The sequence below is a fragment of the Lysinibacillus sp. FJAT-14222 genome (genome assembly GCF_001278875.1).
Lineage (GTDB): Bacteria > Bacillota > Bacilli > Bacillales_A > Planococcaceae > Lysinibacillus > Lysinibacillus agricola.
This window is the reverse complement of the sequence record NZ_LIYL01000029.1, coordinates 1-20,465: the sequence shown is the minus strand read 5'-3', so window position 1 is coordinate 20,465 and position 20,465 is coordinate 1. Positions and strand designations below refer to the sequence as shown.

Annotated in this window: 23 protein-coding genes; 11 read left to right on the top strand and 12 right to left on the bottom strand. The window is 35.7% G+C overall.

The features are described 5' to 3' along the window. The first annotated feature begins 398 nt into the window (after positions 1-398). The 3 genes from AN161_RS13735 to AN161_RS31050 all read left to right on the top strand — a co-directional run bounded on the left by AN161_RS13735 (position 399) and on the right by AN161_RS31050 (position 2,022). Positions 399-962 (top strand): hypothetical protein, encoded by a 564-nt coding sequence (locus tag AN161_RS13735; RefSeq protein ID WP_053594930.1) that lies wholly within the window; start codon positions 399-401, stop codon positions 960-962. A gap of 194 nt (positions 963-1,156) precedes the next feature. Beyond that, on the top strand, positions 1,157-1,900 hold the full coding sequence (locus AN161_RS13730) for a hypothetical protein (protein WP_053594929.1): 744 nt from the start codon (positions 1,157-1,159) through the stop codon (positions 1,898-1,900). After that, a complete protein-coding gene (locus AN161_RS31050; protein ID WP_277815946.1) occupies positions 1,897-2,022 on the top strand; it encodes a hypothetical protein in 126 nt (41 codons plus the stop codon). Before AN161_RS13730 ends, AN161_RS31050 begins: the two co-directional genes overlap by 4 nt. Before the next feature lie 173 nt (positions 2,023-2,195). On the opposite strand, the gene AN161_RS13725 is transcribed toward AN161_RS31050, so the two are convergent. Beyond that, positions 2,196-3,431, bottom strand: a complete 1,236-nt coding sequence (locus AN161_RS13725; protein WP_053594928.1) for a DNA polymerase IV — start codon at positions 3,429-3,431, stop codon at positions 2,196-2,198. A 164-nt stretch (positions 3,432-3,595) separates the two neighbouring features. Further along, positions 3,596-4,993: a PLP-dependent aminotransferase family protein gene (locus AN161_RS13720; RefSeq protein WP_053594927.1), complete on the bottom strand. Its 1,398-nt coding sequence runs from the start codon at positions 4,991-4,993 to the stop codon at positions 3,596-3,598. Between the two features lie 133 nt (positions 4,994-5,126). Between AN161_RS13720 and AN161_RS13715 the strand changes: the two genes are divergently transcribed. Next, the gene (locus AN161_RS13715) at positions 5,127-6,293 is read left to right on the top strand and encodes a PLP-dependent aminotransferase family protein (RefSeq protein WP_053594926.1); all 1,167 of its coding nucleotides are present in this window, start codon (positions 5,127-5,129) and stop codon (positions 6,291-6,293) included. A gap of 204 nt (positions 6,294-6,497) precedes the next feature. Here the strand turns inward: AN161_RS13715 and AN161_RS13710 are convergent, their stop codons facing one another. Beyond that, entirely contained in the window at positions 6,498-7,052 is a 555-nt protein-coding gene (locus AN161_RS13710) for a helix-turn-helix domain-containing protein (protein ID WP_053594925.1), read from the bottom strand. 115 nt (positions 7,053-7,167) lie between these two features. On the opposite strand from AN161_RS13710, the gene AN161_RS13705 reads away from it, so the two are divergent. Continuing rightward, complete coding sequence (locus tag AN161_RS13705; protein WP_053594924.1) at positions 7,168-7,755, top strand: LysE family transporter; 588 nt, start codon at positions 7,168-7,170, stop codon at positions 7,753-7,755. A gap of 80 nt (positions 7,756-7,835) precedes the next feature. On the opposite strand, the gene AN161_RS31045 is transcribed toward AN161_RS13705, so the two are convergent. From AN161_RS31045 to AN161_RS13680, 6 genes are all read right to left on the bottom strand, one after another. Then, on the bottom strand, positions 7,836-7,958 hold the full coding sequence (locus AN161_RS31045) for a hypothetical protein (protein ID WP_277815945.1): 123 nt from the start codon (positions 7,956-7,958) through the stop codon (positions 7,836-7,838). Between the two features lie 480 nt (positions 7,959-8,438). Continuing rightward, a complete protein-coding gene (bioB, locus tag AN161_RS13700; RefSeq protein WP_053594923.1) occupies positions 8,439-9,437 on the bottom strand; it encodes a biotin synthase BioB in 999 nt (332 codons plus the stop codon). Next, positions 9,438-10,028: a biotin transporter BioY gene (locus tag AN161_RS13695; protein WP_053594922.1), complete on the bottom strand. Its 591-nt coding sequence runs from the start codon at positions 10,026-10,028 to the stop codon at positions 9,438-9,440. It abuts the gene before it with no gap. After that, on the bottom strand, positions 9,992-11,398 hold the full coding sequence (gene bioA, locus AN161_RS13690) for an adenosylmethionine--8-amino-7-oxononanoate transaminase (protein ID WP_053594921.1): 1,407 nt from the start codon (positions 11,396-11,398) through the stop codon (positions 9,992-9,994). The genes AN161_RS13695 and bioA overlap by 37 nt, the downstream gene beginning before the upstream one ends. Beyond that, on the bottom strand, positions 11,379-12,083 hold the full coding sequence (gene bioD / locus AN161_RS13685) for a dethiobiotin synthase (protein ID WP_053594920.1): 705 nt from the start codon (positions 12,081-12,083) through the stop codon (positions 11,379-11,381). Before bioD ends, bioA begins: the two co-directional genes overlap by 20 nt. A 221-nt stretch (positions 12,084-12,304) precedes the next feature. Next, positions 12,305-12,490 carry a DUF4177 domain-containing protein gene (locus AN161_RS13680; protein ID WP_053594919.1) on the bottom strand — a complete coding sequence of 62 codons (186 nt, stop codon included), beginning with the start codon at positions 12,488-12,490 and terminating at the stop codon, positions 12,305-12,307. A 159-nt stretch (positions 12,491-12,649) separates the two neighbouring features. Between AN161_RS13680 and AN161_RS13675 the strand changes: the two genes are divergently transcribed. From AN161_RS13675 to AN161_RS13665, 3 genes are all read left to right on the top strand, one after another. Continuing rightward, positions 12,650-13,114, top strand: coding sequence for a hypothetical protein (locus tag AN161_RS13675; protein WP_053594918.1), 465 nt, complete (start codon positions 12,650-12,652; stop codon positions 13,112-13,114). A gap of 216 nt (positions 13,115-13,330) precedes the next feature. Further along, positions 13,331-14,029 carry an ABC transporter ATP-binding protein gene (locus tag AN161_RS13670; protein ID WP_053594917.1) on the top strand — a complete coding sequence of 233 codons (699 nt, stop codon included), beginning with the start codon at positions 13,331-13,333 and terminating at the stop codon, positions 14,027-14,029. After that, positions 14,022-15,134, top strand: a complete 1,113-nt coding sequence (locus AN161_RS13665) for an ABC transporter permease (RefSeq protein ID WP_053594916.1) — start codon at positions 14,022-14,024, stop codon at positions 15,132-15,134. Before AN161_RS13670 ends, AN161_RS13665 begins: the two co-directional genes overlap by 8 nt. 88 nt (positions 15,135-15,222) lie before the next feature. Here the strand turns inward: AN161_RS13665 and AN161_RS30600 are convergent, their stop codons facing one another. Continuing rightward, positions 15,223-15,507 carry a tyrosine-type recombinase/integrase gene (locus AN161_RS30600; protein WP_241774564.1) on the bottom strand — a complete coding sequence of 95 codons (285 nt, stop codon included), beginning with the start codon at positions 15,505-15,507 and terminating at the stop codon, positions 15,223-15,225. Between the two features lie 318 nt (positions 15,508-15,825). Here AN161_RS30600 and AN161_RS13655 point away from each other — a divergent pair, with 318 nt between their 5' ends. From AN161_RS13655 to AN161_RS13645, 3 genes are all read left to right on the top strand, one after another. Continuing rightward, on the top strand, positions 15,826-16,275 hold the full coding sequence (locus AN161_RS13655) for a hypothetical protein (RefSeq protein ID WP_053594915.1): 450 nt from the start codon (positions 15,826-15,828) through the stop codon (positions 16,273-16,275). Positions 16,276-16,609: 334 nt separating this feature from the next. Beyond that, positions 16,610-17,053 carry a DNA repair protein RadC gene (radC, locus tag AN161_RS13650; protein WP_075807247.1) on the top strand — a complete coding sequence of 148 codons (444 nt, stop codon included), beginning with the start codon at positions 16,610-16,612 and terminating at the stop codon, positions 17,051-17,053. 275 nt (positions 17,054-17,328) lie between these two features. After that, the gene (locus AN161_RS13645; RefSeq protein WP_053594914.1) at positions 17,329-18,489 is read left to right on the top strand and encodes an acyltransferase family protein; all 1,161 of its coding nucleotides are present in this window, start codon (positions 17,329-17,331) and stop codon (positions 18,487-18,489) included. 438 nt (positions 18,490-18,927) lie between these two features. Here the strand turns inward: AN161_RS13645 and AN161_RS13640 are convergent, their stop codons facing one another. Then, positions 18,928-19,971 carry a hypothetical protein gene (locus AN161_RS13640; protein WP_053594913.1) on the bottom strand — a complete coding sequence of 348 codons (1,044 nt, stop codon included), beginning with the start codon at positions 19,969-19,971 and terminating at the stop codon, positions 18,928-18,930. A 1-nt stretch (position 19,972) separates the two neighbouring features. Next, the gene (locus tag AN161_RS13635) at positions 19,973-20,401 is read right to left on the bottom strand and encodes a MarR family transcriptional regulator (RefSeq protein WP_053594912.1); all 429 of its coding nucleotides are present in this window, start codon (positions 20,399-20,401) and stop codon (positions 19,973-19,975) included. Positions 20,402-20,465 lie beyond the last annotated feature (64 nt).

Sequence of the window (20,465 nt, the reverse complement as noted above, 5' to 3'; positions counted from 1 at the left end):
TCATTACATTTCCTTCCCTCTAGATTAATTTTACCGAATTAAAACATATTTTTAATATACTATTCCGCTCCATTAATTTAATTCTTCACAATCTTCAATTTCAACATAAATATCCAATAAAAAATCACCTCTAAGAAAAAAACAAGGTAATTTTCATCAATCTTTATTATAAAACGATTAACCTTATTATAAAGTACACCAAAATAATTCAAAAGAAATTATGGATTGCCGATGAATACTAGTAAGTGGCTTTTTACACAGATTTAATCAGTTGTATAAATATATATAAAAAAGTTAAAAAATACAAAATTGTAATTTAAATGTAAAATATGGTATGATCAATATTCATAGCGCTAGTTAAAAGTATTATTAACAAAAATATGAAGGTGGTTATAAATTTGAAAAAGCTCATATACTCAGGATTGACGGCAGCGATGGTATTGTCTATTGGTATGCCTACTACTCTTGCATCAGAATACATACCGACGACAGATGACAATGAGGTGAAAAGTATTGAGGTATCTTTAGAGGACGTTTTAGATACATCGTTATATGCAACTAATCCAACTAATACAAGCGTACTATCTAAAGATTTCGCTACATCCGCGGGGCAAACCGGTAAGGTTACATCTATCGGACAATACGTTGATTTAACCAAAGTAATTCCCGCTAAATCGAAAGTAGTCAGCATCACTATCTATTGTCCAACTGATATAAAAGTGACACAATCTCAATTTACAACAATTGACAACTATCTTATTAGCTATGACGGTAGTCAATCTGCTACCGTAAAGTTTCAGAAAACGAATAGCCCAACATCTACTAGTAAAACAACATTTTTTAAAGATAAAGATGCTAATGTAAAGTGGTTCGTTCAGTTAGAAGGAATTATTCTTAAGCAACAGACAGGTATGGATGGGTTCACCGTATTCGGTAGCAAAATGATAGTAGAATACAAATAATACTTTTAAAAACGGCACTATGAGACCTAATTATATAAATGGTGCTGCAAGTGGTACGTTACATATCTAATTACGAACTACACTCACTGGAGACATTACCCTAGCTTTTTGTCTACTCTGCATACAGTGTGAAGTAGACAAAAAGTTAAAGAACACTTCAAATGCTTAAAATTTGAAAGGGATGTAATAAAGTTATGAAAATCACTAATTTATCGCAAATACAATCTAACCCTGTATACTCAACGAATAAAAATAATCATATAAAAAGTGATCAGTCTCATTTAACAGAAGCAGGTGTATATTCTCAGGAGAGTGTTCAGACTTCCGAACTACCGTGCAACTATACGCCAAATGAAGTAGGAATGAAGTCGAATGTCAATCTGGTTTCATTCAAAGGAAGTCGTTCATTAAATACACCGAATTGGGACATCATCCCGACAAAAGGCATGAAAGTTCCCCCGCAGGATGTATTAATCAGCCAACTCAAAGCATTAGTTGAAAAATCAATGCGAAATACAAATCGAGACGCCATAGAAGGCTTTCATTACGAGAAAAATAAATTACACGCACAATATATTTCTTCCGTATCCCCTGACCGAAAAACGCTTCACAAACAAGCGATGCAAGCAATAAAAAAATTTGAATCAGAGGAAACAACACAGATAGGTGAAATGACGCTTGTGGATTATTTGATTAAACACGACAATATACAAACGGAAACAAATAAAAGTCTTGTGGCAGGTGGCGTGTTGCGTCCTAGTATCAATTCTTTAGGTGGTTATGACTATGATGTCGTCGTTGGAGGGATTAAGGTAATGGAAAGCGTAAATGGACAATGGTCTTACGGACTGACGCCAGCCGAAAAACAAAAATCAGACGAGTTTTATCAGCTCTATTGGTCATTTGTAGATGAAGCAGAAAATGATTTAAAGATATGAAGCTTGTTAAAAGACAAACTAGAATAGCTGAAGATAAAATTAAAACAATAGAAGTTCGTGAATGGGAAGCTGCCAATTATCAAAGCCATCAATTAATTGAAGGCTTTGATAGTATATTGTAGCTTTAGAATAAAAATTGATTAAAAAGTTTTCTTCAACCTTTGTATAACAGTAAATGCAAAAAAACATTTTAAAGAAAGCTATGTCAATAGGGAGTTAATCTTTCTAACTAAGAGGTACAATAATGAAAATCATTTAATATCCATAAGAAACTAAATTCTCTATACGTTTCTTTTTACTTATGTTCATCCCAAAAGTCCTTACTAAAACTCGTATTTGCTTGATATTCCCCTACTGGTTTGGCAATATCTGACCCTCGTAAAATCGTTCCTTTTCCAAACTTTTGCTCGATTTGATCCACCAGTTTAATGATTGGTTCATCTTTTATATGTTCTTCAAAGTTAAATAACGTTAGCTGCTGTGTCGTTTCTTTAATATCACTGACATTCGATACGGTAACGCCCAGTAATCGTACAGGTTCCTCGTCCCAATGCTTATTAAATAGATACCAGGCATGCTCAACTATATCCTCTTTTGAATGAATCGCGTTATTGATGGACTTACTCCGTGTACATGTTTCCCAATCAGCTGAACGAATCATGATACTTACAGTAACTCCAGCAAGTTTCTTGGCCTTTAATCTGTCCGCTACCTTTTCAGAAAGTGTTGATATAATTTTATATAATTCATCTCTATCTGTCGTATCATGAGAAAGTGTTGTTGAATTCCCTACACTTTTCGTATCGTATATTGCTTCTGGATCAACAGGTCTATCATCTTCACCATTTGCCTTTTGCTTCATACGTAGACCATTAATGCCAAAGTATTGTTTTAATACATATTCATCCGCTACGGCTAGTTCTCCAATTGTTCGGATACCTAATTTCCTCAATTTCTCCGCTGTACTTTTGCCAACCCCATGCATCTCAATGACATTCATCGGCCACAATACTGTTGGCACATCACGCTTACGGAGTATTGTAATCCCCATTGGCTTTTTCATATCACTTGCCATTTTCGCCAAAAATTTATTCGGTGCAATGCCGATTGAACAAGGAAGTTGCAGTTCGTTCCAAATTCTATCTTGCATATTTTGTACTTGTTGCAATACATTTTGGCCTTCCACTATAGGAAGTTGCAAATATCCTTCATCGATGGAAACTGGTTGGAGAATTTCGCTATACTCTTTTAACAAATTAAAAAAAGCCTTGGACGCAGCTCTATATCGTTCAAAATTAGGAGGTAGGACAATTAGCTCTGGGCACTTTCGCCGCGCCTCTCCGACATTCATAGTTGTATAAACACCACTTGCTCTTGCTTCGTAGCTACACGTAATAATAATACCTCTACGCTCTTTAGGATTACCCGCGATGGCTACTGGTTTCCCTTTTAATGAGGAATCGTAAATTTGTTCAACAGAGGCATAGAAGCAATTAAGGTCAATATGTAAAATGATTCTTCCTTTATTCATATTCTATCTCCTCATTTACTTTGGCTTACCCTTCTGACTGGGGTTATGCGCCTGCACAATGGCGCATAAAAACTATTCATATTTACATGAGAAATAATACGCACTTTATGCGCCATCGTATCACCACTTTTCTTTACATACCTTTATTATAAGCCTTCCTTACTTTAATCAACAAATGAATAATCACCATTACTTTCAAGTAAATCCTTCAATATAATTAGGGCTTGTTCAAGCTGATTTTCCGGAGCAGTAATTGCCAAACGAACTGCATTTACCGGCTTCGCATTTCCAACTGCAAAACGTTCAGCTGCATACACTTGCACACCAGCCCTTGATGCAAGCAATTCAAACTGAACACTCGTGAATTTTTCAGGGAGTATAAGCCATCTGAAAATGCATTCTTCCTCTCCTAAAATGGTATAATCCCCCAAATATTGATTAACAAGGGCATTTTGTTGCTTTGCATACAACCGGTGTTTTTCTAAAATTGTTTGTGCAACACCATCATGAATCATCCTTGCTGTAAGCTCCGCCATCATTGGGGATACTGAAATATTTATATTATAAAGTGTTTCCATTATTTTTTTCCGAAGCGTTGGAGGTGTAACGATAAAGGATAGTCGTAAGCCAGGTGAAATGGTTTTAGACACACTGGCAATATAAATGACTTTTTCTGGTGCATAGGAGGCTATTGGTGCAAGTGGCTGCTCCTTCAGAAAACTATATATCGCATCCTCAATGACGATTAAGCCTCTCTGCTTTGCAACTTCTGCGATTATTTTTCTTGTTTCCATCGACATTGTATGGGTAGTTGGATTATGAAAATCAGGAATAACATAAAGACCTTTTATATGCTCATTTTTACAAGCGTATAATAGCCCCTCTCTTGTCATTTCTCCATTTCTTTGTTGGATTGCTACTAGTTGGATCCCAAGCATATTTGCTGCTGTTTTTATACCTGCATAGGTAATGGGATCAGTTCCAATTCGATCTCCTGGTTGAAACAATGCAGCTAACGTGCCAACAATCGCATTTTGTCCCCCTGCCCCAAGCAATACAGGTTGATCCGTTTGAAAGTTGACCTTTTCCAAAAGCTTCATTGCGGCTTCCGTTTGCCACGCATTTCCTTCAGGTCGTCCGTACTGAAATAATTTACTAAAATTAGGGTCATTCATCATCTTTTTCATATAACGTGTAATATCCTCATTAGCATGATTTTCTGGTAAAACAGAACCCATTTCGATCATCTGAGAAGCATTACTTGTTGGTAATAAAATTTTATTTGTCGCCGCATCTGATGAAACGAATGTTCCACTTCCGATAGAAGCATAAATAAGCCCCTTCTGCCCACAAAGTTTAAAAGCTCTTGTGATCGTGCTTAAATTAACATCTAAAAAATCAGCTAGCTCACGCTGAGGAGGTAGCTTCGTGCCTGGCGATAATTTTCCATCCTTTATATCTTGTTCAAGCTGTTCAGCAATTGCTATATATAATGGAGCCGAACCTTTGCTAATATTCGGTTTCCAACTCATTGGATATTCTTCAAACGAATTAACTGGCATATTCTAAGCTAAGCTCCTTCTTTCTCATTTTTTGCATACAATATTTAATTGTCTTGCATACAATGATAATATTGTATGCATATGATGGCAATGATATAATTTTTAAAAAATCAGAAAAAAGGAATGAAAAATAATGCAATTTTCAGAAAAGATATTAAATACCCCGTCCTCATTCATCCGAAATATTTTGAAAGTAACTGAATCTGAGGATGTCATTTCTTTTGCAGGGGGGCTTCCAAACCCAATCTCTTTCCCAGTTGAAGCGTTAAAGGCTTCTGCGAACCATGCCATTACGGAAAATGGTAGTCGTCTATTCCAATACTCAGGTACACAAGGTTATGCGCCTTTACGTGAGTACATTGCTGCAAAATATCAACGAGTACACGGACTAGATGTTCATGCTGACGATGTATTAATTACAACAGGATCACAACAAGCTCTTGAACTAATTGGGAAAGTACTTATTAACAAAGGCGATGGTATCGTCATCGAGGAGCCTGGTTACTTAGGTGCTATTCAAGCTTTCACATTAAGTGAGCCAACCTTCTATGGTGTAACACTCGAAAATGATGGATTAAACTTAGAAGAATTAGAGAATGCACTACAACAACCAAATGTAAAATTCGTGTATACAGTTCCAAATTTCCAAAACCCAACAGGTCTTACGTATTCTAAAGAAAAACGTCAGCAAATTTGCGAAATCATGTCAAAATATAATGATGTAGCGTTAATTGAGGATGACCCGTATGGAGAATTACGCTTCCAAGGCGAGCCACTACCGTACATTGGTGCTGGTAAATTAGAAAATAGTATTTTGCTAGGTTCTTTCTCTAAAACGGTCACACCAGGAATGCGTCTTGGCTTTATCATTACAAAAAATAAAGAATTAATGGAGCATATCGAAACAGCGAAGCAAGCAACAGACCTACACACAAATATTTTCTCTCAATATGTCATTTATGATTATTTAGCAAACAATGACTATATGGAGCACGTTCAGAAAATTATAGCGTTATATAAAAATCAAGCAGATGCTATGCTAAATGCGATGGAGGAGTTTTTCCCCGCACATGTGGACTATACACGACCTGAAGGTGGAATGTTCATTTGGGCTACAATGAACAATGGAGCTTCGTCATTAGATATCTTCCAAAAAGCGATGGAGCAAAAAGTTGCCTTCGTACCTGGCGACCCATTCTACACAGCTAAAACGGGTGTAAATACAATGCGCCTAAATTATACAAATGCAACACCAGAAGTCATCCGAGAAGGAATAAAACGCTTAGGTAGCATTTTATAAAGTGAAACTTAATCAATGGTGGGTTCTTTCTGATTATTAGTCTTCACCAATCGGGCTTTTACGGGCAGTTCAACTTCCAGCTAATGCCTTCATTTTGAGGTTTGTACCTGACGCTTTGGTTGCCCGTAAATGCCGGATAAGAAGAACAAAAAGCCGTATGAGCACTTTTTATGTTGTGCTTATACGGCTTTCCCATTTATACATTTAGTTTGGATAATAGATAGTCATACTTAATCGTGTTAACGTATCACAAGGATTCATGTAGATGTGTGGACGATCTGCTTTAAATCTAATGGAGTCACCACACTTTAAGTGAAATTCATCTTCATTGACTCTAATCACTAGTTCACCATCAAAAACAGTGATAAACTCCTCTGTGCCATCTTTATGAGCCTCAGCGCTTAATGTCCCTTCCCTTTCAATCTCCACCGTATATATTTCAAAGCGGTTATCCTCTTGAAAAGGGAAATTTGGGTATACCCTATACCTTCCATTATCCTCAGACAGTATTTGAATATCTTCTCTACATATAACCTCAGTATCAGGCTGTGGATTATTAATTAGAGTAGTAAAAGATACCTTTAGCCCATTCGCTATTTTCCAAATAGTTGTAAGAGTTGGGCTGGACTCTCCCCTTTCAATTTGTCCTATCATCGTTTTACTTACACCACACAATTGAGAAACTTTCTCCAAGCTTAATTTTTCTTTCTCGCGAATCGTCTTTAAATTTCTTGCAAAAATAAGATGAATTTCTTCCATTAAATATCCCCTCTTCGAAATGTACAATATAACGACCGATATGTATAATAAAAAGACGGTCGTTATATTGTTTATTTCAGACATTATAACAAACAATTTCAAAGGGGGTCCACAAATGCCTTTATTTTCTTTTTTAGTATTCGTAATAATTACCAGTTTCACTCCAGGTCCTAACAATATCATGGCGATGTCATTTGCAAACAAACATGGATTAGCAAGAACTCTTCAATTTTGTATTGGTGTTGGGGTCGGCTTTTTAACGATTACGGGCTTGAGTTGTTTATTTAATGGGGTCCTTACAAATATCATGCCAATGATCGAATTTCCTTTGACCATTATTGGTGTAGGGTATATGTTATATTTGGCTTATAAAGTACTAACTAGCAAGGAAAATGATAGTGATCAAGAAGAGGAAAACAAACGAAGCTTATTTTTAGTAGGCGTCTTATTACAATTCGTGAACCCTAAAGGTATTTTGTTTGGCATTACTGTAGTAGCAACCTATATTCTTCCCTATTATTCTTCCTATATCAGCTATTTTCTTTTTACTTTATTTTTAGGAATGGTAGGTATAATGAGTACATTTAGTTGGGCTCTATTTGGTTCAGCTTTTCAAAAAATACTTCAACAGTATCGTCAATCGTTTAATATTGTGATGGCTCTTTTATTAGTGTACAGCGCGATTTCAATTCTCATTCATTAATAGGATAATCCGACAACGTAAAAAGCAACCCTCTTCGTGCGCTATAGCGTCGAAAAGGGTTACTTCGCTCAAATCTGAAATTATTTTGTATATGTCAAAACGGCATTTTTCTTAAATTTAGCTAAAGCTTGTGTTGCCTCATTTTTGTTTGTATACTCAAAAATCCGAACGTCCTTTTTGTCAAATACTGTAATAACCCACATAATTAAATTCTCCCTTTCAATTTGTTTTTGTAATATAACAACCACCGAAAATCGTGATACTTTTTCTAACTGTTTTATAACAATTTCTAACCTGATTCTTATTTTACGCCGATTTTTTTAAAAATAAAGCTTTATGTGAAGCCCTTCACAAACTGTTCAATTTCAAAACGCTTTCATTGAACAATTTGTGAAAACCTGATTTTTCAAGGCATAAAAACAATTCTTTTCGTTTTAGCACCCATCACTTTTTATCTCTAATTTGCCAATAGTGGGTTTTCGACTGACCTGAGCAGTTTTCTTGGTAACCCGGGCACTTTACCTTCCTACCTGAGCGTTTCCCCGACGAACCCGAGCACGTTTCTACGATTTTATTCATCCAACAGAAAAAAACCGTATGTACGCCTTTTCCACGACGCACAAACGGCTTTTCAATTTCGATAATAATTAAGTAGTAGTAGTAGATTTTAATTCCATAGGTTTTTATGAACAGAATGCTTCTTCTTGCTTCTCTGATAATTCAATTTCAAATCCTAAATCCTCAAGCATACGATAATCACTATTTGCTTCTTGACCTTCAGTTGTTAAATAATCTCCAACAAATATACTGTTTGCCGCATAAATGCCTAGTGGCTGAAGTGACCCAAGATTGACTTCACGACCACCAGAAATACGAATTTCCTTTGTTGGATTGATATATCGGAATAACGCTAAAACCTTTAAACAATAGCGTGGATTTAATTCCTTTGTCCCTTCCAGCTTCGTGCCATCAATCGCATTTAAGAAGTTGACTGGGATGGAATCCGCGTCTAATTGATGAAGTGCACGCGCAATATTCACGACATCCTCTTTTGTTTCCTTCATACCTATAATGGCACCTGAGCAAGGTGAGATTCCATGCTTTTTCGCAATTTCAACCGTATTCACACGATCTTCATAAGTATGAGACGTAGTAATATAAGAGTGATGTCGTTCAGATGTATTTAAGTTATGGTTGTAACGATCCACCCCCGCTTCTTTTAATTGCTGTGCCTGTTCTTCTTTTAATAAGCCAAGACAAGCACAAACTTTTAAGCCATACTTCTCTTTAATTTCAGTAACAGCTTCACTAACGACATTAACATCCTTTCGAGTTGGCCCACGACCACTTGCCACGATGCAATAAGTGCCGATTTTATTGTCAAATGCTCGTTTTGCCCCCGCTAAAATTTCTTCTTTCGTAATGAAAGGATATTTTTCAATCGGTGCTGTAGATTTAGATGACTGAGAACAATAGCCACAATCCTCTGGGCAATAACCGCTCTTAGCATTCATAATCATATTTAATTTTACTTTTTTCCCATAGTAGTGCTTTCGAATAGCAAAGGCACCGTCCATCACCTTCAATAGTTCATCGTCATCACTATTTAAAATGGCAAGAGCCTCCTCATTGCTAATGATTTTCCCTGCAATAACTTCCTCTGCTAACTGTAACCAATTCATTTAGACATTCTCCCTCTCTACTCTTACAATTTTTAAATCTCTTGTGGAATTAAATACTTTGTAAAGGCGCTCTGCCAAAAATGCAGAAGCTATCGCTAAACAAAAATCGGCAACAATGCTGTTTAAAAAGCCAACTACGAAAATATGTGACCAGCTCGTTTTCATATGTAACCAGAAATTCAAAGATACATATAAATATGGTACTGCCACCCCATAAATAATAATGAGCCCGACAATATTTGCACCGATAAAATGTTTTTTTGTTGGCGTATCCACTCTTTCAATCATGAAACCAATTACTAAGGCGGCCAATGCAAAGCCAATCAGGAAGCCAAATGTTGGTTGCAATACATAGGTGATACCCCCACCTTGTGTAAAAACAGGCAAACCAACTAAACCAACCCCTATGTAGACAAGCTGACTTTGTAATCCATTGCGACTGCCGAGCAAGCAACCCGCTAAGAAAACAAAGACAATTTGTAATGTAAAAGGCACTACAGGTAGTGGTATTTTAATAAATGCACCGATTGCGGTTAAAGCGGCAAACAGCGCAATCATGACAAGTGACAGCGTTGATTGTCGTTTGAACAACTTACTCCCTCCCTCTCCTCAAAAAATTGCACGACCGTCTCTTTTGTTGTCTCAATCATAAAACGCATTTCATCATCAGATATGATATATGGAGGCATGAAATATAATATATTGCCAAGAGGGCGAATCAGTAAGCCTTTTGCTAAAGCACGTTTATATATTTGATAACCGATACGTTCCTCACTCGGAAGTGGCTCCTTTGTTTCACGATTGGCGACTAGTTCAATAGCGCCAACTAGTCCTACCTGTCGATATTCACCAACAAACGGCAACTCTTCAAATGCCTCCATAGCGATCTTTCGCATACGTTCACCCTTGTTTTGTATCATGTCGATCACACGTTCCTCTTCAAACATTGTCAAAACTTCTAGGGCTACGCGACAAGCAAGTGTATTACCAGAATAGCTATGGGAGTGTAAAAACGCTTTCATCGTACCGTAGTCATCATAAAAAGCGTTGTATACATCATCAGTCGTTAATACAACAGATAGTGGCAAGTACCCTCCTGTTAAACCTTTTGACAAGCACATAAAATCTGGAGCAATCCCCGCTTGCTCACAGGCAAATAATGTACCTGTACGTCCGAAACCAACTGCAATTTCATCAGCGATTAAATGAATATCGTATTTTGTACAAAGCTCTCGTAATCGCTTCAAATATATCGGAGGATACATTTTCATGCCTGCTGCCGCTTGAATGAGTGGCTCAATAATAACAGCTGTAATTTCTTCATGATGCTGACTAAGCTCTTCTTCAACAAATTGTATACATTGGGCATGGCAGCTTTCAGGCTTCTCTTGAAAAGGACATCGGAAGCAATCTGGCCCTTGTGCACGTACGGTATCCAATAAAAGTGGCTGGTACACTTCGTTATACAACCCCACTCCCCCAACAGATAAGGCACCAAGTGTTTCACCGTGATAAGCGTCCGTTAAGGCTAAAAAACGCTTTTTCGTTGTTTTTCCAGTTTGCATATGATATTGAAAACTCATTTTTAGTGCGACTTCTATTGCTGACGAGCCGTTGTCTGCAAAAAATACTTTATTTAAACCGTCTGGCGTTAAGGCTACTAATTTTTCTGCCACCTTAATCGCAGGTTCATGTGAAAAATTAGCGAAAATTGTATGTTCTAATATAAATGCTTGATCACTTAATGCTTGGCTTATACGCGCATTCGCATGTCCAAATAAATTAACCCACCAGGAAGATACAGCGTCTAAATAGCGTTGATTATTTTCATCGTAAAGCCATACCCCTTGTCCTTTTTTAATAACAATAGGCGGAAATTGCTCATAGTCCTTCATTTGTGAGCATGGATGCCAAACATACTGTAAATCTCTCTTCTGTAATTCAGTTAATGCTTGTTTCATATTTGACCAACCTTTCAAACAAAGATGTGTGTGAAATGGAATAGTCAACAATGTGTAAAATATCTTGTAGCTTTGGAATTGTCGCATAAGGCAAATCATGATGTTGTAGAATCGTTTTCACATTATCTTGTTCCATCTTACTGCCTGTGTCTCCATTAAATACAATGCCAAGAACCTCCACATTACGAGCATGTAAAGCCTCCAGTGTTAGCAATGTGTGGTTAATCGTCCCTAGTGTTGTTCGTGTGACAAGAACAACCGGAAGCTTACTTTGAACGATTACATCAAGGAGTGTATTTTCTCCATATGTATCCAATGGAACAAAAAGTCCACCTGCTCCTTCACAAATTACGACATCGTATGATTGCTGTAACAACTGAATTTGCTTTAATAAATGTTCCACATTAATTTGCTGTCCCTCCAGTTGTGCAGCAAAATGTGGTGATGCAGCTTCCTTAAACGAATAGCCATTTAAATTTTCTTGCTTTAGTCTTTGTAATGAATACTTTTCATACATTGCTGTATCGTAGTAATAGCAATGCCCATTGTCACAAACTTCGCCAGTTTGCACAGGCTTGTAAGGCGTGACTTGTAAATCATGCTGTTGTAATTGACGCATCAATAATGTGGTGATAACCGTTTTACCGACATCTGTATCTGTCCCAACAACCCAAAAATGTTGCATCGTTAACCTACCCCCTCTTTTTAAGTTAACCATTCACAATTTTTAAGTTAACACATTTGATTTTATTTTGTAAATGCTATTTCCATATTTCTTCAAAAATAGCTCTTTTCATTGCAGAAAATAGAGAATTTTGCGATAATTCAATAACTTTTTTCATCAACAAAAAACACTAGATTCTTACCTTGAGGTAAAATCTAGTGCTGATATTGTTATATTTAATTTTACGATTGTCTTAGTCTTTCAAAAATAATTTCATATTCTGTTGGCTTTCCATGCCCATTATAAACCATAGGTAATACTTGTACTAAACGCCAACCGTCTTTTGCGTATTCTTCGATTGTTTCCCGATGTGTTGCATCCTTAAAAAATCCACCTAAATGTGTTTGTATAAATTGATATTCATACATGCTACTCACCCCTTTTCAACTATTTACGCAATGATTGTAGCTAAGGTTTCAATAATTTTTAGGGAGTGTTTATTAACTTCATTGCTTTTCTGAATATTATCAAAAATTTAAAGGATTTTACTGTTCGTTCGTAGTATTAAACTAAACGGGGGTGGCTGTATGTTTGGTATTTTTAAAGAATCAGAAAAGATTATAGATACTTATGAACAAGTTGGTTTTATTTTAAAATCCTTGCTCACATACGAGCTAAGAGACTTACCTATTCGTTATGAATTTTGGTATCGCGTGGCTATTCGTCAGGAAGAATTACGAACGTTAAGTATCGAGCATCGATCAAAGGTTGCTATGACTTCTGCAGTAGGTCGCTTTCACCAAACACAATATGAGGGAACGAAACAAAAGTTATCAAAGCTTGAACGTCTCGCAGATATGTATAAATCGTTTTGCATTGAGGAAGAACGAGAGGCATTAAACCATCGACTCCATTTTCAAAAAGAAGCGATTACCGAGCTATATGAGCATGTTCAAAATAAAGAGCTTTATATGTATTGTGATTCTGTACAGCAACAATTTTGGAATGCCGTCAGTGAAGACATATTACATGCAATTGCCAACCTAGATTAAATAGGTGGGCAATTGCAAGACTATCCGTTGATAACATTCTCTTTATCCATCGATAGGCATGGAGTACTAGACAAAAGATAAAAGCATGAAAATGGTCGATATCACCCTGTACAACAATTCCCTCTTTGCCGCCTCTCCATTTCTTACCTAAAGTAAAAACTCAAAACTTGAAACATTTTCCTCTTCCGTTCGTAAATAAATTAGGAGAGGAAGTGAATGACAATAGATATTAACATACATAAAGGTGGTTATGTAGAAAACGAAGCCATTATTTCAAACATTCAATTTCAAGTAAATAGCGGTGAACTCGTTGGATTAATCGGTTCCAATGGGGCTGGTAAAAGTACAACCTTACAAGCAATGATGGGTGTATTACCAATAGTTGATGGTCAGGTGACAATAGGAACTTACGGCTATGTACCAGAAAGACCAATTTTGTATGAGTATTTTACATTATGGGAGCATATAGATTTCTATTTGCGTGTAGCTGGTAAAGAGAATTCTTTAACAAATCGCGCGAAAGAATTACTAGAAATTTTTCAATTGGACCATAAGCTACACGATTATCCAACAACGTTTTCCAAAGGTATGCAACAAAAAGTGATGCTTATTTTAGCATTTCTTGATAAACATTCTACCTATATTTTAGATGAACCATTTATGGGACTAGACCCACAGGCAATGCGTAAACTCTTAACGATTTTAGAAGAATTAAAAGCACAAGGTGCCGCCATTTTAATGAGTACACATGCACTTGATACGGCAGAAAAAATATGTGATCGTTTTATCTTAATTGATCATGGTCGAATTTTACAGCAAGGTACACTCGCATCGTTACGCTTAGCGGTAAAACAGGACAAAGCATCTCTTCTTGATATTTTCGACACACTTCTTGAGGAAAATCACCATGACTAATATAGTGCAGCAACGAAGAAAATTAGAGCGCTCCCACAATTTCAAGCTACTGGCAAGCGTTATCGATTGGACAGTCGCCTTATATGTTGTTGTGCCGACTCTAGTCATTGGCTTTTTCCTTTACAAAGACTTTCTCTTAACGATAAGTACATCGTGGGTCGTACATATTCCGCTAGCTTTCTTAATTGTACTGTTATTTTTTATTACACGTATCGAAACTATTCGTACCTATTTGCAGCGAGCCGATCGTCTTTTTTTAATCCAAAACCGAAAACAAATGATACGCTTAAAACGAGCCGGTCTATATCGGTCGCTAAGTAAGCACCTAATTTTACTAGGTTCCGGCCTTGCTCTATTAGCGCCGATCTTTATAATCGTTCATCATGTAACGGTATTAGAATTGCTTTCTTTACTATTGCTACTATTCACGACTAATTTTGTGAAGGTACTTTTACAATTAAAGCTTCGTAAATGGCAGCAACTAGTATGCAACATTTTTATGTGTATTCTCGGTACAGTTTGCTTTTTGTATGTACCTGTTATTATTACTTCACTTATTTATCTAATTCTTCTTGTTTATTGTACAAGCTATTATGATAAACATTTTATCTATAACACTAAGTATTTTGATCAACAGGTGGAGCTCGATCAAGCAGCATTTTATAAATGGCAAAGTCTTTTATTCCAGATTGCTCCTGAGCTTCGAAGTCAGCTAGTACCGACATTAAAAAAGCCTCGCCTACTATGGAAAAATTCAAAGCGTATGTTTCGACGTTCCGATTATTTTATAGAGGAACTAATTTGCAAAACGATGCTTCGCCAAAAACAATATCGCTTAGGATATCTTCGCTTTTTATTGAGTGGTATTGGGCTCATCATTATTGTGCCAGCATGGGCGAAAATGATCATGCTCGGAATTCTTTATTTTACTTTACGCTCTATGATGCAATCGGTGATCCAGCAAATTTTAGAGCATAAAATTTGGTCAATCTTTCAAGTATCCAATGAACAAATTCATGCTGCTAGCAGGCGATTACTTAAGGGATTTGTAGATCTGCCATTATTGATTGTCCTTATTATTTTAATTATTATTTTAGTCTTGTAAATTAAGGCTTAAAACGTTAATCAATATCTTATTGTATCAACGTTTACAAAGGTTTTTTGGTTCAAGTTGGTTCAAATCGGCTTGAACCTCATAAAGAACTTAACAGATTTAAAGCATCGGCATCTTGCTGGTGCTTTTTTTCTGGCATTAATTCCAGATAATAATTCTGTGTGGTTTGAATATTAATGTGACCTAATCGCTTTGATACATAAGCAATATCTATGTCTTGGGCAAATAAAAACGATGCATGAGTATCTCTTAAACCGTGAAACGTTGTTTTCTTAATATCTAATTTCTTCAATAACTCCGCTAATTGTTCCGACTGTTTAAAACCGCCAAAGCTGAAAGTATAACCATTCTCTTTAACAGGAATTTTACGAATGAGTTCATATACTTCTTTGTTAATAGAAACATCACGTTTTGCATTTTGTGTCTTTAATGAAGTGTCATCAGAAGTAGGACTAATTGAATGCCTAACTTTTATTCCGTATTCATAAAGACTCTCTGGGCGTATTGCTAGCAGTTCTCCACGTCGCCCCCGTTTCTAATGCAAGTAATACAAGTAAGTTAAATTCGTCTTATGGATGCTGTAAAACGTAATTACGAAGCTTTCTAAAATCGGTGATAGATAATGCTTTATTACGTTTAGGTGGATTCTCTCCACGTGTTTTTACTAAACGAGCAAAGTCATTTGGAAGAAATTATTTCATTTAGAAAGGAGAATTTAGTAAAACAGATTAATGGTAATCGAAAAATGACGATAGATCATCACGCTATAAAGACATTTGAAAATTATGCAGAGATACTAGATTTAAAAGTTGACCCAAGTATTTACGAGAAAAAGATACCCAAAACAAAATACATCAAAATGAAGAATGAAAGAATCCCTATACCATCTAAGGAAGAAATAAGGGAAAAGAAAGAGGAATTATTACAGATTATATTTGAACAATTAATTGATAAAGATAAGTTTAATGATGACATACAGGAACACTTTATGAATAATAGCTTAATTCATGATTATACAAACCCTCTTGTAGCAATTGAAAACAATGGTGAATTATTAGGATTTAAAATTGATGCGATAAATTACTTAAAAGATAATGTAAAAAATGAAATTATTAATAACCCTAAGTACTAGTCTTGATGAAGATTATTATAAGTAGCAGTTGGACTAGATTTTTCCCTTTTCAGCTCTTCTAATTATAATCTTCTAATTCGTCTGTAAAGCAGAGACGAATTAGAAGATTAAGTAAAGGGTCTTCGTTCTTCGGATGTTATGAGTCAGCCAAGTAGGATAAGGGTGCGTAAGAAAGCAATTAACGCTTTTAACGCACCCTAATTCATTGGGCTTCCCCAAAACATTTACGAATCACTTGATAGCTTTGCTACTTACGCCACTTGACATTAATCGATGCGAAGATTCTCTGTATGGTGACCAAAAAGGTCAAAAAATTATAGAGAGGTTGATCTAGATGGAAACCATTTTTGAGATTATTCGTATTGAGCAAGTTATTCGAGAGGCAGATGAGGGAGTCAACTACATTATTCGTAGTCCAGAAGATGGAGCAAAGACAGCTTCTCGCTTTATTGGACGTGATGATCGTGAAGTGTTTTTTGTAATGTGTCTAAATACGAAAAATAATGTTATTGCGGTTCATCGTTGTCATGTAGGTTCGTTAAATGCCTCACTCGTCCATCCACGCGAGGTGTTTAAATCAGCAATTCTTAATAATGCATCCAGTGTCATTGTTGCTCATCAGCATCCAAGTGGTGACATAGCGCCATCGAAGGAAGATATTAACGTTACAAAGAGATTAGCTGAAGCTGGAAAGTTACTAGGCATCAAAGTGCTTGATCACTTAGTAGTAAATAGTGATACCAGTTTTACTAGCCTGAAAGAGAGAGGCTATATTTAAAAGGGAGAAGCAGCTCACTTTTTTTCTTCAAAGTATATTTATATATTCGCATTATTAAATGTAGGTTTTGGTAGTATGATTATTAGAGTTAATGTATCATATAGAATATGGAATCATTACATATTAAAGTGTTTTTATTCAATGAAATTTTCGAAGCTTGTTCAACTGACGGGACAGGATAGTTATTGATTAAAAAATGGATTTATTTTCCTTAGGTGGTAAAAAATACATTTATATTATCTCAGTGTAACTTCTAGTGGGAAAGGAGTTTATAGGTGAAAAAAGAGAGTGATCGTTTATATTTCATCGATAATTTAAAAATAGCTTTAATTATGCTTGTAGTAGCTCACCATGCTGGACAAGCTTATGGACCAGGTGGTTGGTGGTTTTTTTTGGATGATGAATCTATCAATTGGTTGGGCAGATTTTTCTCTGTAAATGCAGCATTTTTTATGAGTTTGTTTTTCTTTTTATCAGCCTATTTTCTCCCCCAATCAATCTCAAGAAAAGGGCCGAAACGGTTTTTAAAAGAACGGCTTATTAGAATTGGTATTCCATTACTACTGGGATTTCTCGTGATGATTCCTATTCTGATGTATTTATATTACATTAATTTCAGAGATTATGAACCCATCCCATTTTTTTCTTACTATGTTAATATATTTTTTGGACTTGGTAATGAACCCGCGAATTGGACTGGGCCATCATGGCCTGATATGCAATTTGGCCATTTATGGTTTTTAGAGCATTTACTTGTGTATGCGATTGTGTTTTCGGTCTGGACCTTCTTTACATCTAAGAAATTCACACAAAAGTCTGATAGAAACATTAAGGTTTATCAGATTCTCTCCCTGTGGTTGGTCGTTAGTTTAGTGACTTTTATTACAAGGATATGGTTTCCTATTGATCATTGGACAGCTTTTTTAGGATTTATTCAAACTGAATTTGCACATGTACCACAGTATGTGAGTTTCTTTTGTTTAGGCATTATGGCTTATCATCGCAAATGGTTTTTAACTATGAGTGCGAGAGCAGGATACATCTGGCTTGTTATTGGAATATTAATAGTGACCATTTTGTATTTTGGAGGAAATACGATAGATCCTTTTCTTTTAAAGGGTGGACAAAACTTCGGTTCGTTGGCTCGATCATTAATTGAGACGTTACTGTGTATTTCACTTGTAATCGGTCTTCTAATTTTATTTAGAGAGAAAGTTAACGGCGCTAATCGTTGGTCAAAGATGTTAGCAAACAATGTATTTGTTGTTTATTTCATCCATGTCCCAGTAGTTGTCTTCCTTCAATATACATTGAATGACCTACCAATATCAGTCTGGACTAAATTTCTTATAACGGTATTTTTAGGAATCATTCTAAGCTTTTTGCTTAGTCATTTTGTATGGAGAAAGATTCCATACCTCAAAAAAATGATGTAAAAGGAAATAATTTTTAGATAAGTGAAAAAGCCAGCATTAATGCTGGCTTTTGTCTTAATAGGATAATGATGTGTCATAAAAATAATGGTTCTTGTTCAACTAACGGGTGCTTTACTTTAATAAGCTCCATTATTAAAAGACTTTAAATGTACACATAGCAGTGGAATATATTAGCAAAATGTATTCAACTAACATCTATCTTGTTGGTTCAAATTGGTTCAAGTAATTTCAATTTCAATCCTTTGCCATACATTTTTATCCATATTACAATTCCCAAAACGTTGATATAAATGGATTATGATGTATTCAATACACTTAGAATATATCTGTATATTTCTCAAAACGTTAGGTTGATTTCCGTTCCGACTTTTATATGTTTTAACAAATATCATCCGACTAATAAAACAGGTGCCAGCTTAGTTTGCTAGCACCTGTTGTTTATTGATATCTATTATCTTCCATTCCTTGTAGCAGCATGTTTCTAAATTCCTGTGCTTGGTCGGCTTTAATGGCTACTTTGTTATAACGTTTTTTACGCCCCAGCATAAAAGTCACTTCCACAGGCTCCTTCATTTTTAATATAAACTGTGGATATGCCGCTTCAAAATCACGTGCTATAAAATCAATTGTATCTTTGGCTAGTTTTCCTTCCAACAGTTCCTTATCCTCAACAATCTCTTCAATCTGGTCAAAGCGAATTTCTGCTCGTTTCATCAATCCTAAAGACAAATACAATTTATCAGATGTTACATGAACAGGATTTAAACGAATGGCCTGCATATCCGCTACAAAAAATAGGACAGAGTATACATTTAAAATAAGCAATAGTATAGAAAGAACAAGTGATTTCTCATGTAGCCACCAATGAATCCCTATTGTTTCAATGGCGATTCCATGGATAAGCATAATGATAAAGGCAATATAGCTCGAATTTTTGTGCAAGGTTAACCCAGATTGCTCTTTTCTCTTCCAGCTTGCAAAAGCGTAGTAAATCACTAAAAAGTCTGTGCAAAGCATTTGGATAATAAGATGCTTCGGTGCATGTTTTTCAACTGCTTTGGGAAATGAAAACAAATCTGGTAAAGTAGTTGATCGTACATCCGCTAGAATTCTTGGCATATAGCGAACGAGCGTTGCAATTAGTAAAATTTCTAATAGAATAATCGTACTTTCAATGGCAAACCCAGCCCAAGTCACCGCTACAAACGGCTGTAGATGTTCTATTGGGATAATAAAACGAGCTGCAATGCAACCAGAAGCTGCTAAAAGTACCGCTTGTTTTATAGAAAACTTCCCTTTATAGAGCAGAAATAAAACAGGCATAACTAAGACAAAATCAATTAATGAGCCCATCACAACGCCATTTGTTTCAGGTGGTAAAATGGAAACACCGAGTCCAGTGTTATAAAGCGTGTAATTACTGGCAAGTACCACTAACAAAAATGCTAGCCATATATTTTGCTTTTTCTTTAATGCAATCATGTTAAATCTCTCCCTTATCATTTATTTCATGTATAATTCCTTCCTTTAATACAATTTGGTTTAACTTCTGAACAATCTCTTTCAATTGCACGATTTCACTTAACTCAAGCTTTGAATAATATCTCGAGATAATAAATCGTTTTATTTCTTCTTCTCTTTCAAAATACTTAATGCCTAAAGTATCAAGGCTCACACATATTTCACGTCTATTTTCCGGATTAATGCTCCGAGATACATAGTGCTGTTCTTCAAGTTTACTAACTAGCTGTCCGACAGCACTAGAAGTTATATTCATATAACTCGCAATTTGTCCAATCGTCACTTGGCCATTTTTTTTTATAAAATCTAATAAAATTATTTGTTTAGGAGATAATTCATCACTCACTAAATTTTGATGTAACTTTATGAAATGACTATCGGTGTTTGTCAATATAGTTGTCGCATTTAGTTACTTTAGTATTTTGAAAGATTGGATGAATCCCCATGTTCAGTCA